General features: G+C 73.1%; 12 protein-coding genes. 2 read left to right on the forward strand and 10 right to left on the reverse strand.

Going from position 1 to position 18,625, the window contains the following annotated elements; all coding sequences use genetic code 11:
* Window positions 1-70 precede the first annotated feature (70 nt).
* The 8 genes from ABZ911_RS27210 to ABZ911_RS27245 form a co-directional block, all read right to left on the reverse strand.
* Window positions 71-2,134: an EAL domain-containing protein gene (locus ABZ911_RS27210; protein ID WP_358061741.1), complete on the reverse strand. Its 2,064-nt coding sequence runs from the start codon at window positions 2,132-2,134 to the stop codon at window positions 71-73.
* 97 nt (window positions 2,135-2,231) lie between these two features.
* The gene (gene ligA, locus ABZ911_RS27215; RefSeq protein WP_358061610.1) at window positions 2,232-4,412 is read right to left on the reverse strand and encodes an NAD-dependent DNA ligase LigA; all 2,181 of its coding nucleotides are present in this window, start codon (window positions 4,410-4,412) and stop codon (window positions 2,232-2,234) included.
* A 65-nt stretch (window positions 4,413-4,477) separates the two neighbouring features.
* Window positions 4,478-4,876 carry a hypothetical protein gene (locus ABZ911_RS27220; protein ID WP_358061613.1) on the reverse strand — a complete coding sequence of 133 codons (399 nt, stop codon included), beginning with the start codon at window positions 4,874-4,876 and terminating at the stop codon, window positions 4,478-4,480.
* A gap of 15 nt (window positions 4,877-4,891) precedes the next feature.
* Complete coding sequence (locus ABZ911_RS27225; RefSeq protein ID WP_358061616.1) at window positions 4,892-8,953, reverse strand: hypothetical protein; 4,062 nt, start codon at window positions 8,951-8,953, stop codon at window positions 4,892-4,894.
* 51 nt (window positions 8,954-9,004) lie between these two features.
* Window positions 9,005-9,415 (reverse strand): hypothetical protein, encoded by a 411-nt coding sequence (locus ABZ911_RS27230; protein ID WP_358061619.1) that lies wholly within the window; start codon window positions 9,413-9,415, stop codon window positions 9,005-9,007.
* Window positions 9,416-9,430: 15 nt separating this feature from the next.
* Window positions 9,431-10,426: a methionine synthase gene (locus ABZ911_RS27235; RefSeq protein ID WP_358061622.1), complete on the reverse strand. Its 996-nt coding sequence runs from the start codon at window positions 10,424-10,426 to the stop codon at window positions 9,431-9,433.
* A gap of 10 nt (window positions 10,427-10,436) precedes the next feature.
* Window positions 10,437-12,374, reverse strand: coding sequence for a sensor histidine kinase (locus ABZ911_RS27240; protein ID WP_358061625.1), 1,938 nt, complete (start codon window positions 12,372-12,374; stop codon window positions 10,437-10,439).
* Window positions 12,371-14,287 (reverse strand): sensor histidine kinase, encoded by a 1,917-nt coding sequence (locus ABZ911_RS27245; RefSeq protein WP_358061628.1) that lies wholly within the window; start codon window positions 14,285-14,287, stop codon window positions 12,371-12,373. Before ABZ911_RS27245 ends, ABZ911_RS27240 begins: the two co-directional genes overlap by 4 nt.
* A gap of 68 nt (window positions 14,288-14,355) precedes the next feature.
* Here ABZ911_RS27245 and ABZ911_RS27250 point away from each other — a divergent pair, with 68 nt between their 5' ends.
* Window positions 14,356-14,988 carry an MBL fold metallo-hydrolase gene (locus ABZ911_RS27250; protein WP_358061631.1) on the forward strand — a complete coding sequence of 211 codons (633 nt, stop codon included), beginning with the start codon at window positions 14,356-14,358 and terminating at the stop codon, window positions 14,986-14,988.
* A 10-nt stretch (window positions 14,989-14,998) separates the two neighbouring features.
* Here the strand turns inward: ABZ911_RS27250 and mnmA are convergent, their stop codons facing one another.
* Window positions 14,999-16,063 (reverse strand): tRNA 2-thiouridine(34) synthase MnmA, encoded by a 1,065-nt coding sequence (gene mnmA / locus ABZ911_RS27255; RefSeq protein ID WP_358061634.1) that lies wholly within the window; start codon window positions 16,061-16,063, stop codon window positions 14,999-15,001.
* Window positions 16,064-16,119: 56 nt separating this feature from the next.
* On the opposite strand from mnmA, the gene ABZ911_RS27260 reads away from it, so the two are divergent.
* Window positions 16,120-17,454 (forward strand): DUF695 domain-containing protein, encoded by a 1,335-nt coding sequence (locus tag ABZ911_RS27260; RefSeq protein ID WP_358061637.1) that lies wholly within the window; start codon window positions 16,120-16,122, stop codon window positions 17,452-17,454.
* A gap of 4 nt (window positions 17,455-17,458) precedes the next feature.
* Here the strand turns inward: ABZ911_RS27260 and ABZ911_RS27265 are convergent, their stop codons facing one another.
* Window positions 17,459-18,616: a cysteine desulfurase family protein gene (locus tag ABZ911_RS27265; RefSeq protein WP_358061640.1), complete on the reverse strand. Its 1,158-nt coding sequence runs from the start codon at window positions 18,614-18,616 to the stop codon at window positions 17,459-17,461.
* Window positions 18,617-18,625 lie beyond the last annotated feature (9 nt).

The following is an 18,625-nucleotide window of genomic DNA, read 5'->3' on the forward strand; positions in this document are numbered from 1 at the left end:
ACCCAGCAGTTCCCTCGCCGAGGCGATCCCGAAGGTAGGAGTGTACTTCGTCGAAGTACACTCCTGCCTTTCAGGCCGTGGTCGGGACCTGGACCGGGCGGTCGAGGTCGGGGGCGTCCATGCGGTCGCGGAGCCAGACCGTGGCCTCCGCCGGGGGCATGGGCTGGCCGAAGAGCCAGCCCTGGCCCATGTCGCAGCCCATCTCGGCCAGCCGCATGGCGATCTCGTCCGTCTCCACGCCCTCGGCCACCGACCGCAACCCCAGGGAGCGGACCAGGTCGACGATCGAGCGGACGATGCGGTCGTCGTCCGGAGACTCGGCGATGCGCTGCACGAACGAGGCGTCGATCTTCACCTCGGAGATCGCCAGGCGCTGCAGGCGGATCAGCGAGGAGTAGCCGGTGCCGAAGTCGTCGAGCGCCAGCGGCACCCCGAGCGCGGCCAGCGCCTTGATCGTCTCGGCGGTGTAGGCCTGGTCGCCCATCAGGATGCGCTCGGTGACCTCCAGCTGGATCGCGGCCGGGGGCAGTCGGTACCGGGTCAGGCCGGCCTCGAGCTGGTCGGGCAGGGCGCTGTCGAGCAGGTCGCGGGCGGAGATGTTGACCGAGATCTGCACCCGCAGCCCGGTGTGCCACCAGCGGGCGGCCTGCTCCAGGGCGGCGTCGATGACGTACTCGGTGAGCTGGCGCATCAGGTAGGACTGCTCGGCCAGCGGGATGAACTCGCCCGGCGGCACCGTCCCACGCACCGGGTGCCGCCAGCGCAGCAGGGCCTCCACGCCGCGCACCTTGCCGGAGGTGAGGCCGACCTTGGGCTGGTAGTGCAGCCGCAGCTCGCGGTTGTCGACCGCGCGGCGCAGGTCGCCGAGCAGGCTGAGGCGTTCCGGTGAGTTGCGGTCCTTGTCCGGCTGGTAGAGCTCGACGCCGGTACGGCCCTCCTTGGCCAGGTACATCGCCACGTCGGCGCGCTGCAGCAGCAGCTCGAAGTCGGGGGCGTGGTCCGGGAAGAGGGCGATGCCGACGGAGCCGTCCATGTCGAACGTCATGCCTTCGAGCCTGACCGGTTCGGTGAGCGCGGCCCTGAGGCGGGCGGCGACCTCGCGGGCGGCGTGGGCGTCCCTGATCGAGGGGAGCAGCACAGCGAACTCGTCGCCGCCGAGGCGGGCGACCACGTCGCCGGGCCGTACGGAATGGGTGAGGCGGTGTGCCACCATCTGCAGCAGCCGGTCGCCGACCGGGTGCCCCATGGTGTCGTTGACCTCCTTGAACCGGTCGAGGTCGAGCAGGAACAGGCCGACCCGCTCGTCCTGGCGGGCCTCGGCCAGCGCCTCCTCGGTGCTGACGATCAGCATCTTGCGGTTGGGCAGGCCGGTGAGCTCGTCGTGCATGGCCTGGTGGTCGCGGCGCATGGAGAGCGTGGCGGTGAAGTAGACGGCCGCGAGCGGGGCCACGAACAGCGGGACCATGCCGGGCGACTCGTCCATCACCACGACGACCAGCGGGGCCAGCCCGAGCAGCCCGGTGTAGACCAGGCTCTGCGGACCGGCCGTCGCTCGCAGCACCCGGGTGATCGAGCGCCGCTCGTGCAGCGCCACCGCACCGCACACCAGCACCGCCCTGGCGGCGAAGTAGGCGGTGCCGGACAGCGCGATGGCGAGCAGGTCCCCGGCCGAGGGCAGCCACGGGCCCGCGGGGCTGGGCACGATGCCGAACAGCCCGAGCACCACGGCGGCGGCGGTGAAGGCGAGCGTCGACTGGGCGATGTTGAAGGTGACCCGGTGCGCGGCCTTGCGCGTGACGATGCCGTTGACCGCGACGCCGACGGCCTGCATGAGCACCGCCACCGGCAGCCCGAAGTGCAGCAGCACAGCGAAGGTGAACATCGTCGAGGGGTAGGTGCCGCCCACGGCGGTGGAGGAGGAGACCATGACGGGCCGCAGCTCGCCCAGGACCACGAGCACGGCCAGCGCCCAGAACAGCGGCAGGCGGGCGAGCTGCGCCAGCTCGGCCGGGTCCAGGCGCAACTCGGCGACGACGAGCGCGGTGAACCCGATCACGGTGACGGCCGCGAGGAACGCCCACAAGGGCGTGCCAACGCGTGGCCCGGTGTCTCGCGTGTCATTTGGGTCGGTCATCGGTAACAGAACCCCCATGAGGTCACTATGGGAGGGTACGGCCTTTAGCCCACTTCGCGAAACCAGGCGCGTACGTTCCGTCACATCCTCTTTGGCGTCAGACCTCCGGTGTGACCGCCGCATGCGCCGCCGCCTCGGGTCCCTGCTCCAGCAGGATCCGGAAACCCGCCTCCTCCAGGATCGGCACCCCCAGCGAGACCGCCTTGTCGTACTTGGAGCCCGCGTTGTCCCCGACCACCACGAACGACGTCTTCTTCGACACCGAGCTCGCCACCTTCCCGCCCCTGCTCTGCAGCGCCTCGGCCGCCGAGTCGCGGGTGAAGTCGGTCAGCGTGCCGGTGACCACGAAGGTCAGGCCCTCCAGCGTCTGCGGGCCCTTCTCCGGCGCGGGCTCGTCCTCCATCCTGACCCCGGCGGCCCGCCAGCGCTCGATGATCTCCCGGTGCCAGTCGACCTGGAACCATTCGTGCAGGGTGGTCGCCATGGTCGGGCCGATGCCCTCGATCGCGGCCAGTTCCTCCGCCGTGGCGTTCATGATGGCGTCCATCGAGCGCATGGCGTCGGCCAGCGCGCGGGCGGTGGGCGGGCCGACGTGCCGGATGGACAGCGCGACCAGCACCCGGGACAGTGGCTGGTCCTTGGCGCTGCGCAGATTCTCCATGATCTTCTTGGCGTTCTGGCTCGGCTCGCCGTCGAGGTTGGAGAAGAACGAGACGACCTTCTGCTCGCCAGTCTTGGGGTCGATCTTGGGCAGTCCGGTGTCCTGGTCGCGGACCACCGACCTGATCGGGATGAGCTGCTCCAGGGTCAGGTCGAACAGGTCGGCCTCGGTGCGGACGGGCGGGGGCTGCGGCGGCAGCGGCTGGGCCAGCGCGGTGGCCGCGACGTAGCCGAGGCCCTCGACGTCGAAGGCGTGGCGTCCGGCCGCGAAGTAGAGCCGCTCGCGGAGCTGGGCGGGGCAGCCGAGCGCGTTGGGGCAGCGCAGGTCGGCGTCTCCCTCCTTCTCGTAGGCCAGCTCGGTGTCGCACTCGGGGCACCGACCGGGCATCTCGAAGGCCCGCTCGGAGCCGTCCCGCAGCGCCTCCACCGGACCCATGATCTCCGGGATGACGTCGCCGGCCTTGCGCAGCACGATGGTGTCGCCGATGAGCACGCCCTTCTTGACCACGATCGCGGCGTTGTGCAGAGTGGCCCGCTCGACCGTGGACCCGGCGACGGTGACGGGCTCCATCACCGCGTACGGCGTGACCCGCCCGGTGCGCCCCACCCCCACCTGGATGTCCAGCAGCTTGGTGTTGACCTCCTCAGGCGGGTACTTGAAGGCGATCGCCCACCTCGGCGCCCGCGAGGTGGAGCCCAGCTCCCGCTGCGTCCTGATGTCGTCCACCTTCACCACCACACCGTCGATCTCGTACGGCGGGTCGTGCCGGTGCTCCTCGTAGTAGGCGATGAAGCCGTTGATCCCCTCGAGGTCGGGCACCACCCGGTACAGGTCGCTGACCGGCAGGCCGAACGCGCGCAGCCGGTCGTAGACCTCGGACTGGGCCTGCGGCTCCGGCGTGCCCTGCCAGACGCCGACGCCGTGCACCAGCATGCGCAGCGGACGCTGGGCGGTGATGCGGGGGTCCTTCTGCCGCAGCGAGCCGGCCGCGGAGTTGCGCGGGTTGGCGAAGGGCGGCCTGCCCTGCTCGGCGAGCTGCTCGTTGAGCGTCCTGAAGCCGTCGACCGGGATGTAGACCTCGCCGCGTACCTCCAGCAGCGCGGGCACGTCGTCCCCGGCCAGCCGGTGCGGCACGCCCTGGATGGTGCGCACGTTGACGCTCACGTCGTCGCCGGTGACGCCGTTGCCCCGGGTGGCGGCGCGCACCAGCCTGCCGTCGCGGTAGACCAGCGCGATCGCCAGGCCGTCGATCTTCAGCTCGCACAGGTAGGGCCCCGGGTCGCCCTCGGCCAGCCGCTCCGCCCTGGCCATCCAGGCGGACATGCCCTCGGCGTCGAAGGCGTTGTCGAGGCTCTCCATCTTGCGCAGGTGATCGACCTTGACGAAGTCGCCGGAGACGGGCGCGCCGACCTTCTGGGTGGGCGAGTCGGGGGTCCGCAGCGCCGGGTGCGCGGCCTCCAGCTCGTCCAGCTCCCTGAACCAGGTGTCGAACTGCGCGTCGCTCACGGTCGGCTGGTCGAGGACGTAGTAGCGCCAGCGCGCGTCCTCGACCAGCTCGCTCAGCTCCGCGTGCCGCTCCAGCGCGGCCACCGGCACGCCCTCGACCTCGGCGCTCATCCCGTGCTCCCTCCGTAGCCCTTGGGAGAACGCTATCGCCGCGCACCGACACCGGAGAATGCGTATTACCGTGGCCAGACCTGCTCCCAGTCCGAGCACCGGTAGGTCTGCGGCTCCATGCCCGGCGCCGGGCGCGCGGCCCTGCAGACCTTCACCTCGATGACCGACGGATCGGTGAACGTCCGCCGGTAGGCGGCGCTGGGGTCGAGGCCCCGGCAGTAGCGCTTCCACCTGGTGTACGTCCAGGCTGAGCCGCTTCCCTGCTTGTACCGGAACCTGATGTAGGTGCAGACGGTGGCGGAGCTGCGGTCGATGATGGTGCCCTTGATCGTGATGTCGCCGCTGCCGGAGGAGGAGCCGCTGAACCTTCCCCTGTGGTCGTCGGTGGGGACGGGCGGGAACGGGGCGGCGCCCACGGCGGGCGAGGCCGCCAGCAGGGCGGCGGCGATCAAGACGTTGAGCATGCTGTCTCCCAGAGTTCAAGCACAGGGGTCCGCCTCCGCGGCTCCGTGCGAGACGAGCGGCCAGTTCTCGGTGTCGAAGCTCCGGCCGATGATCGTGCACGCCGTCTCGATCGGGCGTGCCGTGAGGTCGTCGAGGGGTCCCACGTCCCAGAGGGTCGCGCCGCCCTCGACGCTGCCGGTGAGAGCGCTCCTGCCGTCCGGGCTGAACACCCCGGTCCTGATCGCGCCCGCGAGCCTGCCGACGAGGTACGGCGTGGCGGGGTTCCCGATCAGCCAGATCATGGCCGTCTCGTCGTCCCCGACGGTGAGCGCCAGGTCCCCGCGCGGGTGGAAGGCGACGGCCCGCACCCCGTCGGAGTGCCCCCGCAGGACCGCCAGCCGCTCCAGCCGCCGCGCGTCCCAGAGGACCGCGATCTTGTTGTCGCCGCCGGACAGCAGCCGCCCGCCGTCGGCGCTGAACGCCACCGACAGCACGGCCTCGTCCCCGTGCGTCACCTGCCGCCGCGTCATCACCCGCCGGGACAGGTCCCAGAGGCTGACGCCGCCCTCGTCGTCGCCGACGGCTGCGGTGCGCCCGTCGGGGCTGAGCGCCAGTGAGCGCGGCTCGTGGGGGGCGGTGAACTCCCATGTCGTCTTCCTGGTCGCGACATCCCACAGCCGCAGGCGTCCCTTGGTGGCGGTCAGCAGCGCCGTGCCGTTCGCGGAGACGGCGAGCAGGTCGGCGGTGCCGCCCAGCGGGTGCCTGTCCGGGCCGTCCCACAGCGCCAGCGGGTGGCTGGTGACCGCGCTGCTCCCGGCGTAGGCGACCTGCTCCACCCAGGGGGCGGTGCCGCGCAGCGGGGTGTCCTTCCCGGCGCGCCAGATCAGCGCGCCGTCGTCGGTGGTTCCGGTGAGCAGGTCGGCGCCGTCCGGGGAGAAGGCGGCCGAGCGGACGCCGTCGAAGGAGCCGGGGTAGCGCCACAGCACGCGCGGGGTGGCGGCGTCGGCGATGTCCCACAGGCGTACCGTCCCCGCGGTGTCGCCGGTCAGCAGCAGGTCGGCGCGCAGGTCGAGGGCCAGTACCCAGCCGTCCTGGCCGCCCACGGTGAACAGCCTGCGCGGTTCGGCGCGGCCGGACAGGTCCCAGCGCACGATCCGCCGGTCCAGCCCCGCGGTGATCAGCGTCCTGCCGTCGTGGCCGAAGGCGACGGCCCTGACCTTGTAGTCGTGGCCCTGCAGCGTGTACAGCCTGGTCTTCCTGGTCAGGTCCCAGACGTCGACGCCGTTGCCCGCTCCGGTGAGGGCGGCGGTACGGCCGTCGGGGCTCAGCGCCAAGCCCTTGGCCACGCCGCCCCACGGCTCCTCGGCGCGCAGGGTGAGGCGGCGCGCGGGCCGTACCGGATCGGACAGGTCCCACAGGACCGCGCCGTGCCGGTCGTCGCCCGCCAGCAGGTGACGGCCGTCGGCACTCCAGGAGACGGCGAGCGCGTCGCCGCGTAGAGGTCTGAGTGGTTTCGGCTTGCGGGGGTCGCGCAGGTCCCAGAGCCGGGCCACCCCCCGCCTGCCGCCGACCACCGCCAGCCCGCCCGTCGGGCGGAACGCGGCGGGGCCGTGGCCGGACAGCCGGGCGAGCCGCACGGGCTCCGCGGGGGTGCGGACGTCCCACAGCGCGGTGTCCGCTCCGGCCGCGATCAGCAGGCCGCCGTCGGGGCTGAACGCCACGTGGCCGACCTTGCCGGGCAGCGCCGCGAGGCGTTTCGACGACGCCAGGTCGTACAACTCGGCCACACCTCCGGGGCCGACGATCGCGGCGGTCAGCGGTCCCGAGGGGCTGAGCGCGACCGATCCCACGACCGAGGGGTAGCGGGCGACCCAGGAGGCCGCGTGGTTGGCCACCAGGGTCGCGATCAGGTGGGCGCGCGTCTCGGCGGAGTCGTCGAGCCCGACGGCGGCGACGCTCAGCCGGAGCGCGGTCAGCGGGTCGCGCTCGCGCAGCGCGTCAGCCTCGAACATCATCGCGCGCACGCTCGCCACCCGCCGCTGCCACTCGGCGTCGCGGTACTTCAGCACCGCCACCACACCCGCCACCAGGGAGATCACCAGCAGCGTGGCCAGCACCCCGGACAGCGCGGCCCGGCGCCGTACCCTGCGGCGGGCGGCCAGCGCCTCGCGCCTGCGCAGGGCGAGCGACGCTTCGAGGAAGGCGTGCGCGGCGGGTGCGAGCCGCCTGCCCTCGGCCCAGTCGGCGGCCATCTCCAGCCGCGACCCCCGGTACAGCCCGGCGGGCTCGCCGTCCCACGCCCCGGCCGCCTCCACGAGGTGCTGCTCGACCAGCAGGCCCGCCCGGTCGGAGTCGATCCACGAGCGCAGCACGGGCCACGCGGTCAGCAGCGCCTCGTGGGTGATGGCGACGGTGCCGCCGTCGAGGGTGAGCAGCCTGGCCGAGTCGGCGGCGAAGGCGTCGACGACCTCGCAGGCGGCCAGCGGGTCGGGCACCTCGCCGAGCAGCCGGTCCAGGTCCACCCTGCGCCTGGTGTCGTCGGTCCCCTCCCCCACATGGACCAGGCGGCGGAACAGCGCCCTGGCGCTGTCGCGGGCCTGGAAGTCGAGGGAGGCGAGCACGTCGTCGGCGGTGGCGGCCAGGGCGGCGTGGATGCCGCCGGTGCGCCGGTAGCCCGCCACAGTGAGGGTGCTGCCCTGGCGCTGCTGCCAGGTGGCCAGCAGGGCGTGCGAGAGCAGCGGCAGCCGCCCCGCCTCCTCGCCCAGGTCGCGCAGCAGTACGTCGGCCAGGCCGGGTTCCAGGGTGTAGCCCGCGGCCCGGGCGGGGCGCTCGACGGCGGCGCGCAGCTCGGCGGCGTTCATCGGGCCGACCACGACCTGACCGCGTTCCAGGGCGCGCCGCAGTTCGGGCCGCTCGGCGCAGCGGCCGAGGAAGTCGGCGCGCACGCCGAGCACGACCAGCCCCCGATGGGCGCAGACGGCGGCGGCGAAGCCGGGGTCGCCGCCCACGAACGCCTCCTCGAACTGGTCGACGACCAGCACGTCCGCGTCCGGGGGCACGGGGTCGGCCGGAGTGATCACGGTGACCCGCCAGTCGGCGGAGCCCGGCAGGCCGAGGGCGCCCTGCCCGATGGCGGGCACCAGCCCCGCGCGCAGCAGCGAGGTCTTGCCCGACCCCGAAGGCCCGGTCACGATCAGCGGCGCCGGGTCGGCGTAGCGTTCCCCGAGCTGCCGCGCCAGCGTCTGGACCAGACGCTCCCGCCCGAAGAACAGCGCGGCGTCGGCGGCCCCGAACGGCTCCAGCCCCTTGTACGGCGAGCCCTCGGGCAACGCGGGCGAGAGCCGTACCCCCTCGGTGGTCAGGACGTGCGCCGGGTTGGCGGCCAGCACCAGCTCGCCCACCCGGCCGGTGGAGCGGGCGCGCGGGCGGGGGAAGCCGCTCGCGGGCAGGACGCGGCTCAGGTGCCGGTGCACGTCCTGCAGCGCCAGCCGGGGCGGGCCGAGCGGGTCGCCGTCGGCCAGCAGGCGCAGCAGCGCCCCGCTGAAGGCCGTGTGCCGCAGCCCGCCGGGCGCGAAGGCGGGCTCGCTGCGCCCGGCCGAGGTCAGCACGTACGCGCCGGAGATCTCGGCCAGCCCCGCGACCTCCTCCCACGGCCCCGCCATCCCCTCGATGGCCCGCCCGGAGAAGCAGCAGTCCAGCACGACCAGCACCGGCCCGCGCACGTTGTCGAGCAGGTACCGGCGGACCGTGTCGTACGGCAGCGCCGTGTGCTCCAGGTGCAGCGGCCCGGAGTGGGTGATCGCCGAGGCCAGGAAGAGCGAGCCCCGGCGGCTGACCAGCCCGTGCCCCACGTAGTACACGATCAGCGGCCCCTCGGCCGAGGCGGCGGCCGCCGAGACCGCCGCCCCGACGGCCGTCGGCGAGGCGGGGTCGAGTTCGACCCGAACCTCGGCCAGCCCGCACCGCTCCAGCAGCGCGGCCCGCAGGTCGTCGAGCGTCGCCGCGACCGCGGGGATGGCCGGCAGGTCCGAGGAGGACGCGTGCGTGCCCGTCCCGACGAGGAGCGCACGGGCCCCGGCGAAGTCACCGGTACTCACGCCTGCGAGTGCATCACCGATTCGCCCGTTTGACCATGAGTAGGGGGCTGCTCACCCGCCCTGCGCCCACACGCCTTCCCACGGCGAGCACCGGCCGGTGATCCGCCGGGCGTCGCCCCGGCAGACCTTGCCCTCGATGGAGAGCATGTAGCCGGTGCCGAAGCTGAACGTCAGCGGCTTGGTCCCCGCGCAGTTCCGGAAGCTTCTGGAGCCCCGCGAGCTGTCCTCCTTCACCCAGCGGAAGCGCAGCCAGCTGCAGCCCTTCTCGGTGGGGAAGTCGTAGAGCCTGCCGGACACCACGAAACCGGGCCGGTCGAGCGTGACCGTGCCCTTGGCCTTGCCCGCGCGGTCGGCGGAGTAGATCGACCCCCAGCTCCACCGCTCGGGGTTGACGGCGGCGGCGGCCGGTGCGGCCACGCCGAGGACGAGGACGGCGGTGAGCCCCGCGACACGAAAGATCATGGACGCAGTCATAGGTCAGCTCGCTTGCAGTCGGCTTGACGGATCTTCACGCAGCACGGTCGCGGCCCGTTCGCAGGCGGCCAGCGCGGCCTTGGCGTAGGCGGGTGACGCGTCCGCCAGGCCGCAGGCGGGGGTGAGCACGACCCGGGAGGCCAGCTCGTCCGGCGCGAAGCCGAGCCGCCGCCACAGCTCGATCGCGGGCTTGGCGATCACCCCGATGTCGGGCAGCTTGGTGTCGGTGCCCGGCACCACGCCGAGGAAGAAGGTGACCCCGGCCTCCACGGTCTCGCCGATCTGGTCCTCGTCGCGCCTGCTCAGCAGCGAGGCGTCCAGCGCGATGCCCTTGACCCCGGCCTCGCGCAGCACCCTGAGCGGCACCGAGGGCGCGCAGCAGTGCACGATCGGCAGCACCCCGCCGAGGAAGGGCCGCAGCCCTTCGGCCACCTTGTACGGCTCGACCGCGGCCAGCCGCCCGAACCCCGACGCGGTGGGCACGGTACCCGCCAGCACGCCCGGCAGCCCCGGCTCGTCGAGCTGCAGCACGATCTCGGTGACGCCCGGCACCCGCCGCCGCACCTCGGCCACGTGCTCGGCGACGCCCTGGGCCAGCGACGCGGTCAGGTCGCGCACCGCGCCCGGGTCGGCCAGCATCTTGTCGCCGTAGTGCAGCTCGATCGCCCCCGCCAGCGTCCACGGCCCGCAGACCTGCAGCTTGAGCGGCCCCACGTAGCCGTCGGCGACCTCCTCCAGCCCGTCCAGGTCGCGCGCCAGGTGGTCCTTCGCGCGCCGCTGGTCGCGCCCCGGCCGCCCGGCCAGCCGCCAGCCCGACGGCTGCACCTCCACCGGCAGCTCCACCAGGAGCGAGGCCGTCCGGCCCACGAGGTCGGCCCCGACCCCCCGGCCTGGCAGTTCGGGAAGGTATGGCAGGGACGGAACCTCGCCGAACACGACGCGGAGGGTCTCCAGGTGGTCCTCGCCCGGATGGGACCCGATGCCTGTTGCGCTGAACATGTCTCCCAGGTTAGAGCGGCAGGCGAGCGATCACCTCCGTGCCGCCTCCCGGGCGTGGTCCCGCCGTGCACGAGCCGCCCGTCTCGGCGGCCCGCTCGCGCATGGAGGTCAGCCCGACGCCCGCCGAGGGCGAGACGGGCAGGCCGACGCCGTCGTCGGCCACGGTGACCCGCAGCTCGCCGTCCACCCGGGTCAGGCCGATGAGCGCCGAGGCGGCGTGGGCGTGCCTGCGCACGTTCGTCAGCGCCTCCTGGGCGATCCGGTAGGCGGCCACCTCGACGGCGGCGGGCAGGTCGGCCAGCGAGCCGTCCACCCGCACGTCCACCCGGGGGCCGGGGGCCTGGGCGAACACCCGCAGCGCGCCTTCCAGGCCGAGGTCGTCGAGGGCGGGCGGGCGCAGGCCGTAGACCAGCTCGCGGACCGACACGATCGTGTGCGTCATCTCCTCGCGGACCCGCACCAGCAGCTCGGCGACCGCGTCCGGGTCGGCGTCCAGGCGCCTGCGCGCCTCGTCGAGGGTCAGCGTGACGCTGGTCAGCGACGGCCCGAGCCCGTCGTGCAGCTCCCGGCCGAGCCGGCGCCGCTCCTCGTCGCGGGTGACCCTGATCCGCTCCCGCGAACGCCGCAGATCCGAGGTCAGCCGTACGGCGTGCGCCAGCTCCGCCAGGTGCTTGGCCAGCACCGACAGCGGCTCCCTGCCCTGGCGCGCGCCGGCCAGCAGCAGCCGCCCGACCGGCTCGCCGTGCCAGGCCAGCGGCACCGCCTTCGGCTCCTCCCCCAGCTCCCCGTCGACGAAGCTGAGCAGCCGCTCCCCGTGCACCTCGACCCCCGCACCGCGCGCGCCCAGCGCCCACCTGACCATCGAGGTCGCCGTGGCCAGCGCCTCGGACGGGTCACCGGCCTCCTGGACGGTACGGCTGAGCTGGTCGGCCATCCGGTAGGGGTCGCGCTCGACGTTGAGCAGCCGGTCGACGGCCGCCTGCAACAGCGTCCGCAGCGGGTCGAAGAGCACCCCGGCGGCCATCGCCGCGCCCAGTCCGGCCAGGGGCCCGTAGCCGTCCGCCAGAACGCTGCCGAGCCAGATCAGGCCCAGGTACACGGTGCCGACGACCACGGCGAGCAGCACGTAGACGAGAGTGCGGTTGAGGATGACGTCGATGCCGTACAACTGGTGGCGGAGCACCGCGGCGATGATCGCGATCGGGATGGCCGCCGCCATCAGCAGGTGCAGCGTCACCAGCTTCGGGTCCTCGAAGCGGATCGCCCAGGTGGCGATGAACGCGACCATCGTGTAGAAGTACCAGGCGATCTGGCGGCGGGTCTCCGGCGCGGCGGCCTTGTACCTGAACCCGAGCGACAGCACGCCGAGCATGGACAGCACCAGCATCGGCGGGGTGATCCACGACTCCACGACCTCGGGAATGCTGCCGAGCGCCTCGACGCCGAACGGGTTGCGGATCGGCAGGCCGAGCTCGAACGACGGGTCAGGGGAGAGCCCGAGCAGCAGCGAGTGGCCCACCATGAGCACGAGGTTGCCGTACAGCACCGGCCGCCACCGCCTGGACGGCAGCCGCCCGTCGGGGAAGATCAGCGGCATGATGCCGACGAACGGCGGCACCACCCACAGCCACAGCCAGGCCGCGGGCCAGGCCACGTAGGGGATGAGCGGGTTGGGGGCGAAGGCGGTCATCCAGTGGATCGAGGCGAAGCACAGCAGGTAGACCGTCCAGATCACGCCGGTTCCCCAGAGCAGCCACGGGAAGACCAGCCTGGGTCTGCGGGAGATCAGGAAGGCGCCCGCGGCGGGGAACAGCACCCCGATCGGGTCGACGCCCCCGATGGGGACCGTCCACGGAACCTGTCCGGCCGTCCAGTAGGCGAGCAGCACGCCCACCGGCGATATGACGGCCGCGGCCCAGGCCACCGCCACGAGCAGGCGCCGCCTCACGGACTGCCCTTCACCGGGAGCCTGGCCGTCACCTCGGTGCCGCCGCCGGGCCGTACGCTGATCACGCAGGTGCCGCCCACCTCGACCGCCCGCTCGCGCATGGAGTTCAGCCCGACGCCGTTGCGCCGCTGCTCGGGCAGGCCGATGCCGTCGTCGGAGACGGTCAGCCAGAGCTCCTCCTGCCGCTCCAGGCGGACCAGGGCAGTGGTGGCGTGGGCGTGCCTGCGCACGTTCGTCAGCGCCTCCTGCACGATCCGGTAGGCGGCCACCTCGACGGCCGCGGGCAGCCCGTCCAGGTCGCCGTCCACGACCACGTCCACTCTCGGGCCCGGGGCCCCGGCCTGGGTGCGCACGGCGCCTTCGAGGCCGAGGTCGTCGAGAGCGGGCGGGCGCAGGCCGTAGACCAGGTCGCGGACGTCCACGATCGCCTCGGTCATCTGGTCGCGTACCCGGTGCAGCAGCGGGGCCACCGCCTCCGGGTCCCTGGCCAGGCGCACCCTGGCCTCGTCGACGGTCATCGCCAGGCTGGCCAGTGTGGGGCCGAGCCCGTCGTGCAGGTCGCGGCGCAGCCGCCGCCGCTCCTCCTCGCGGGTGGCCAGGATCCGCTCCCGGGAGGACTGCAGGTCCGCGGTCAGCCGTACGGCGTGCGCCACCTCGGCGAGGTGTCTGGCCAGCATGTCCAGCAGCGCGCCGCCCGGCCGCTCGCCGGCCACCAGCAGCCGCCCGACCGGCCTGCCGTGCCACACCAGGGGGGTCACCACCGGGTCGGGGCCCGGTTCGCCGTCGGCGACGGTCCTGATCCGCTGGTCCGGCAGCACCACCTCGACCGCCACCCCCTCGGCCTGCAGCGCCTGCCTGATCGCGGTGGCCGCCGAGGCCAGCGCCTCCACCGGGCCACTGGCCTCCTGGACGCTCTGGCTGAGCCGGTCGGCCACCTTGTACGGGTCGCGCTCGACCTTGAACAGGCGGTCCACGAGGGCCTGCAGGCGCTGCCGTACCGGCTGGAAGAGGGCTCCGGCGGCGAGCGCGGCCACCAGGCCGCCGCCGCTGCCGAATCCGGTGGCGAGGGCGTTGCCGAGGCCGATCAGACCGAAGTAGACCGCGCCGATCACGCCGGTGAGCACGGCGTAGACGAGGGTCCGGTTGAGGATGACGTCGATGTCGTACAGGCGGTGGCGCAGGACGGCGACCGCGATCGCGACCGGCACCGCGAAGACCGCGGCCACCTGGACGTAGGTCGCGAGGGCCGGCCCGGAGAACGCCTCGGCGAGCACCACCACGACCATCGGGTAGGCGAACCAGGCGACCTGCCTGAGCCCGTCGGGCCCGCGCGCGCGGCAGCGGTGGACGAGCGCGCCGATCCCGACCAGCGGCAGCACCCGGAGCGCCAGCAGCGCGGCGTCGAGCACGCCGGACAGGCCGAGCGGCTGGTAGGAGCGCATCGTGTCCGGGTCGATCCCGCCGGGCGCCAGCAGGATCCCGGCCGCGAGAAGCACTGGGATCGCTCCCACCGCCCACAGCACGGGCCGCCACGCCCGCGCGGGCGGCAGCCCGTCCGTGAAGGTGATCGCGATCGGCCCCCAGAGCAGCAGATGCCCGAGAGCCGCCAGCCAGAACCCGGCCCAGTCCGTGTACGGCCGCAGCGCCGCGTGACCGGCCTGCGGGGCCCACACGTCCAGCCCGTGGACCAGCGTGCTGGCCGCCGCGGCCAGTCCGGCGGCGAGCAGCAGCCGCCCGATCGGCAACTCCGGCCTGCGCACCAGCAGGAACGCTCCAACCAGGGGAGAGCTCACCCCCGCGGCGACGCCGGTCCACCAGAAGCCCGCGATCCCGTCCACGCCGACGACGACCCCCGCCACCACCAGCAGGGGCCCCACCGCACCGAGCAGCCAGAGTCCGGAGAACCTACGCATATGTCGCGGATCATAGGTACGGACATGTCCCGGAGTCACGGGACAAGAGCCCTGACTAAAGTGAAAAAATGGAACTCAAGAAATACGGCCACGCCTGCCTCAGACTGGAGAAGAACGGAAAAGTCCTGGTCGTGGACCCGGGCGTCTACTCCGAGGCCGAAGCCCTCGACGGCGCCGACGCCGTGCTCATCACGCACGCGCACGCCGACCACATGAACGTCGAACTGCTCCGCAAGTCCTCACCCGACCTGGAGATCTGGACCTGCGAGGGCGCCGCCGCCGAACTGACCGACGTCCCGGCCACGGTCCGCACCGTACGGCACGGCGACACCTTCCAGGCGGCCGGGTTCGCGGTCGGGGCGTTCGGCGAGTGGCACGCCAGGACCTACCCCGACCTGCCGATCATCCAGAACGTCGGGTTCATGGTCGACTCCTCGGTCTTCTATCCGGGCGACGCGCTCACCGTGCCCGAGGTGGACGTGCACACGCTGATGGTGCCCACCGGGGGGCCTTGGGCGAGGCTCAACGAGGTGATCGAGTACCTGCGGGTGATCCGTCCCCGCCGCGCCTTCTCCACCCACGACGGGCTGTACAACCAGAACGGCCTGGGGCTCGTGGACAACTGGCTAAGGATGGAGTCGGACAAACAGGGCGCCGAAATCCGTCGCCTCGCCCCCGACGAGACCCTCGTCCTGCCGTAGGGGCGCCTGGTCAGGCCGCCTTGGTGATCGTCGCGGAGCCGATCACGGTGTCGCCCGAGTAGAGCACGGCCGCCTGGCCTGCCGCCACGCCGACGGCGGGCCGGTCGAGTTCGACGCGCAGCTCACCCTCGCCGCTCTCCTGCACCCGGCACCCGTAGACCTCGCCGTGCGCCCTGAGCTGCACCGACAGCTCGCCCTCGACCCCGGCGGGCCCGTTCCACACCGGGCGGACGCAGTCGATCGTGGTCACCTGCAGCGCGGCCCTCGGCCCGACGGTCACCGTGTTGGACACCGGCTCGATCGACAGGACGTAACGCGGGCGGCCGTCGGCCGCCGGACGGTCGATGTGCAGGCCCTTGCGCTGGCCCACGGTGAAGCCGTAGGCGCCCTGGTGGCTGCCGACCACCGCGCCGCTCTCGTCGAGGATCGAGCCCTCCTCGGCGCCCAGCCGCCCGGCCAGGAACGCCCGGGTGTCGCCGTCGGCGATGAAGCAGACGTCGTGGCTGTCCGGCTTGTCGGCGACGGTCAGGCCGCGCCTGGCGGCCTCCTCGCGCACCTGGGCCTTCGTCGAGTCCCCGAGGGGGAAGATCGCGTGGCTGAGCTGCTCGCGGGTGAGCACGCCGAGCACATAGGACTGGTCCTTGCCCTGGTCGGGGCTGCGCGACAGGACGCCGTCGACGAGCTTGGCGTGGTGGCCGGTGGCGACCGCGTCGAAGCCCAGGGCCAGCGCCCGGTCCAGCACCGCCGCGAACTTGATCTTCTCGTTGCAGCGCAGGCACGGATTGGGCGTACGGCCCGCGGCGTACTCCGCGACGAAGTCCTCGACCACGTCGCGCTGGAAGCGCTCGGCCATGTCCCACACGTAGAAGGGGATGCCGATCACGTCGGCGGCCCTTCGCGCGTCGCGGGAGTCCTCGATCGTGCAGCAGCCGCGCGCGCCCGTACGATGCGATTGAGGGTTGGCCGACAGGGCCAGATGCACACCAGTGACGTCGTGACCGGCCTCGGCGATCCGAGCGGCGGCCACGGCGGAGTCGACGCCGCCCGACATGGCGGCAAGCACACGCAGTCCCATGACATATCGAGACTACCGTCCGCCAGGGGTTCTGCGGTCTGGGAGGATTTAGGGCTATGCGATTGTTCGGGCGAAAGGACGGGGCGGCCCCCGAGCCCAACGAAGGCGTGGCCGCGTTCTGGTCCTGGTGGCAGGAGACCAGACCACAGATCGACGCCATGCTCGACGCGGCCGAAGCCGAGGCCGAGGCCAACCTCCAAGCCGAGGCCGAACGGCCTGCGGAGCGACCTGTGGAGCGGCCCTCGGAACGGCCCGCGGAACCTCCTGCGGAGCGGATCGACTCGGGCGACGGGATCAGCGCGACCGAGCTGGCCGAGTTCGAGCGGCTGATCCAGGGGTTCGACGCACCCGAGGCCGAGCGCCCGGCCGGGACCGAGCCGACCGAGGGGCCAAATCAGGCTACGGCCGAAGACGCCGGGACTGCCGAAGAAGCCGGAGCCGCCGAAGAAGCCGGTTCCTCTGGTGCCGAGCGGCTGGCCGCGTATCTAGGTCCGGCCGTGGCCGCCATCCATCCCGACCTGGTCGGCGAGATCGTGCCCGGCCGGAACGCCGCCCACGCCCTCGTGGTGACCGCCGCGGGCGACCCCGAGCTGCGCTCGCTCGCGCACCGCTGGGCCAGGGCCGCGCCCCCCGCCGACGCCCAGTGGGAGTACCACCCCTCACGCCAGGCCAACCCCCGGGCGCTGGCTCTGCGGCTGGAGGTGGGCGGCTACGAGTTCGCGCTCGCCGAGCTGCGTCTCGGGCTCCGGGTGCCGCGGGGCACGCCGCGCGTCGACGTGTCCGCCTTCCACCCGGTCTTCGTCATGCTCGACGAGGAGACCAGGCTGGAGGCGACGCTGCTCGCCCTCGACTGGCTGCTCGGCGAGGACGACGTGGCGCGCTGGGTGGGCGAGATCACCCCCACCACGTTCCAGCCGATCGACGCGGTCGAGGCCGTGCACTTCCCCGCCGTGGTCGCCGACCTGGCCTCCGAGTACACCGAGGAGCAGTGGGCGCAGTTGGAGGGGCAGACCGCGGACGGGTCGCGGCTGGTCGCCGTCACCCGCTTCCCGCTGCGGCCGGTCGACCATCCGCTGTTCGACCAGCACATCGCGATCGCCCTGCCCTACGCGCGGGCCGACGACGAGGGTCTGCCGGAGGGCAGGTCGCTGGCGGCGCTGCGCGACTTCGAGGAGCGCCTGTCCCGGCAACTGCTCAAGCTCCGCGGCGGCGCCGTACTGGCCGCGCACGTCAGCGCCGAACGGCACCGGGTGCTGCACATCTACGCCGACCCGGCGAGCGAGGCGGCGGCCAAGCTCAAGGAGCTGGCCACGAGCTGGAAGGAGGGCCACCCGCGGGTCGACGTGGCGCTCGACCCCGCCTGGACCGCGGTGGCCCCTTTCCTGTCCTGACGGCTCAGCTCAGGCCCGCGCGGCGGGCCCGTTCGACGGCGGCGGGGAGGACTTCGACCAGGCGGTCGACGTCCTCCTTCGTCGAGGTGTGGCCGAGGGTGAAACGCAGCGAGCCCCTGGCCCTGGTGGCCTCGGCTCCCATCGCGAGCAGCACGTGCGAGGGCTGGGCGACGCCGGCCGAGCAGGCCGATCCCGTCGAGCACTCCACGCCCTTGGCGTCGAGCAGCATGAGCAGCGCGTCCCCCTCGCAGCCGGGGAAGGAGAAGTGCGCGTTGCCCGGCAGCCGGTCGTCCGGGTCGCCGTTCAGCACCACCCCTGGCACGGCCTCACGCACCCGCGTGATCAGGTCGTCGCGCAGGCCGGTGAGCCTGACGGCCAGCTCCTCCTGGTTCCGCACGGCCGCGTGTACGGCGGCGGCCAGCCCGGCGATCGCGGGCGCGTCGAGCGTCCCGGACCGCACGTCCCGCTCCTGGCCGCCACCGTGCAGCACGGAGACCGGGGTCACCCCTCTGGCCAGCAGCAGCGCCCCTACCCCCATGGGCCCGCCGACCTTGTGCCCCGTCAGGGTGAGCGCTTCGGCGCCCGAGTCGGCGAACGACACCGGCAGCACGCCGACGGCCTGCACGGCGTCGGTGTGGAAGGGCACGCCGTGGTCGTGCGCGATGGCCGACAGCGCCCGCACCGGCTGAACGGTGCCCACCTCGTTGTTCGCCCACATGACGCTGACCAGGGCGACGCTGTCGGGGTCGCGCTCGATGGCGGCGCGCAGCGTGTCGGGGTGGACTCGGCCGAACTCGTCGACGTCGAGCAGTTCCACCTCGCCGCCCTGGTGGTCGGCCAGCCAGTGGGCGGGGTCGAGCGCGGCGTGGTGTTCGACGGAGCTGACCAGGATGCGCCTGCGCGGCTCCCTTGCCCAGTAGAGGCCCTTGATGGCCAGGTTGTCGGCCTCGGTGCCGCCCGAGGTGAAGACGACCTCGCTGGGCCGTGCGCCCATGGACTCGGCGATGGTCTCCCGCGACTCTTCGACCACCCTGCGCACCTGCCGCCCGGCGGCGTGCAACGACGAGGCGTTGCCCACCTTTCCGAGCTGCGCGGTCATGGCCTCGATCGCTTCGGGAAGCATCGGCGTGGTCGCCGCATGATCAAGATAGGCCGGATTCACGCCCGAACT

Source organism: Nonomuraea sp. NPDC046570 (assembly GCF_040645915.1).
GTDB lineage: Bacteria > Actinomycetota > Actinomycetes > Streptosporangiales > Streptosporangiaceae > Nonomuraea.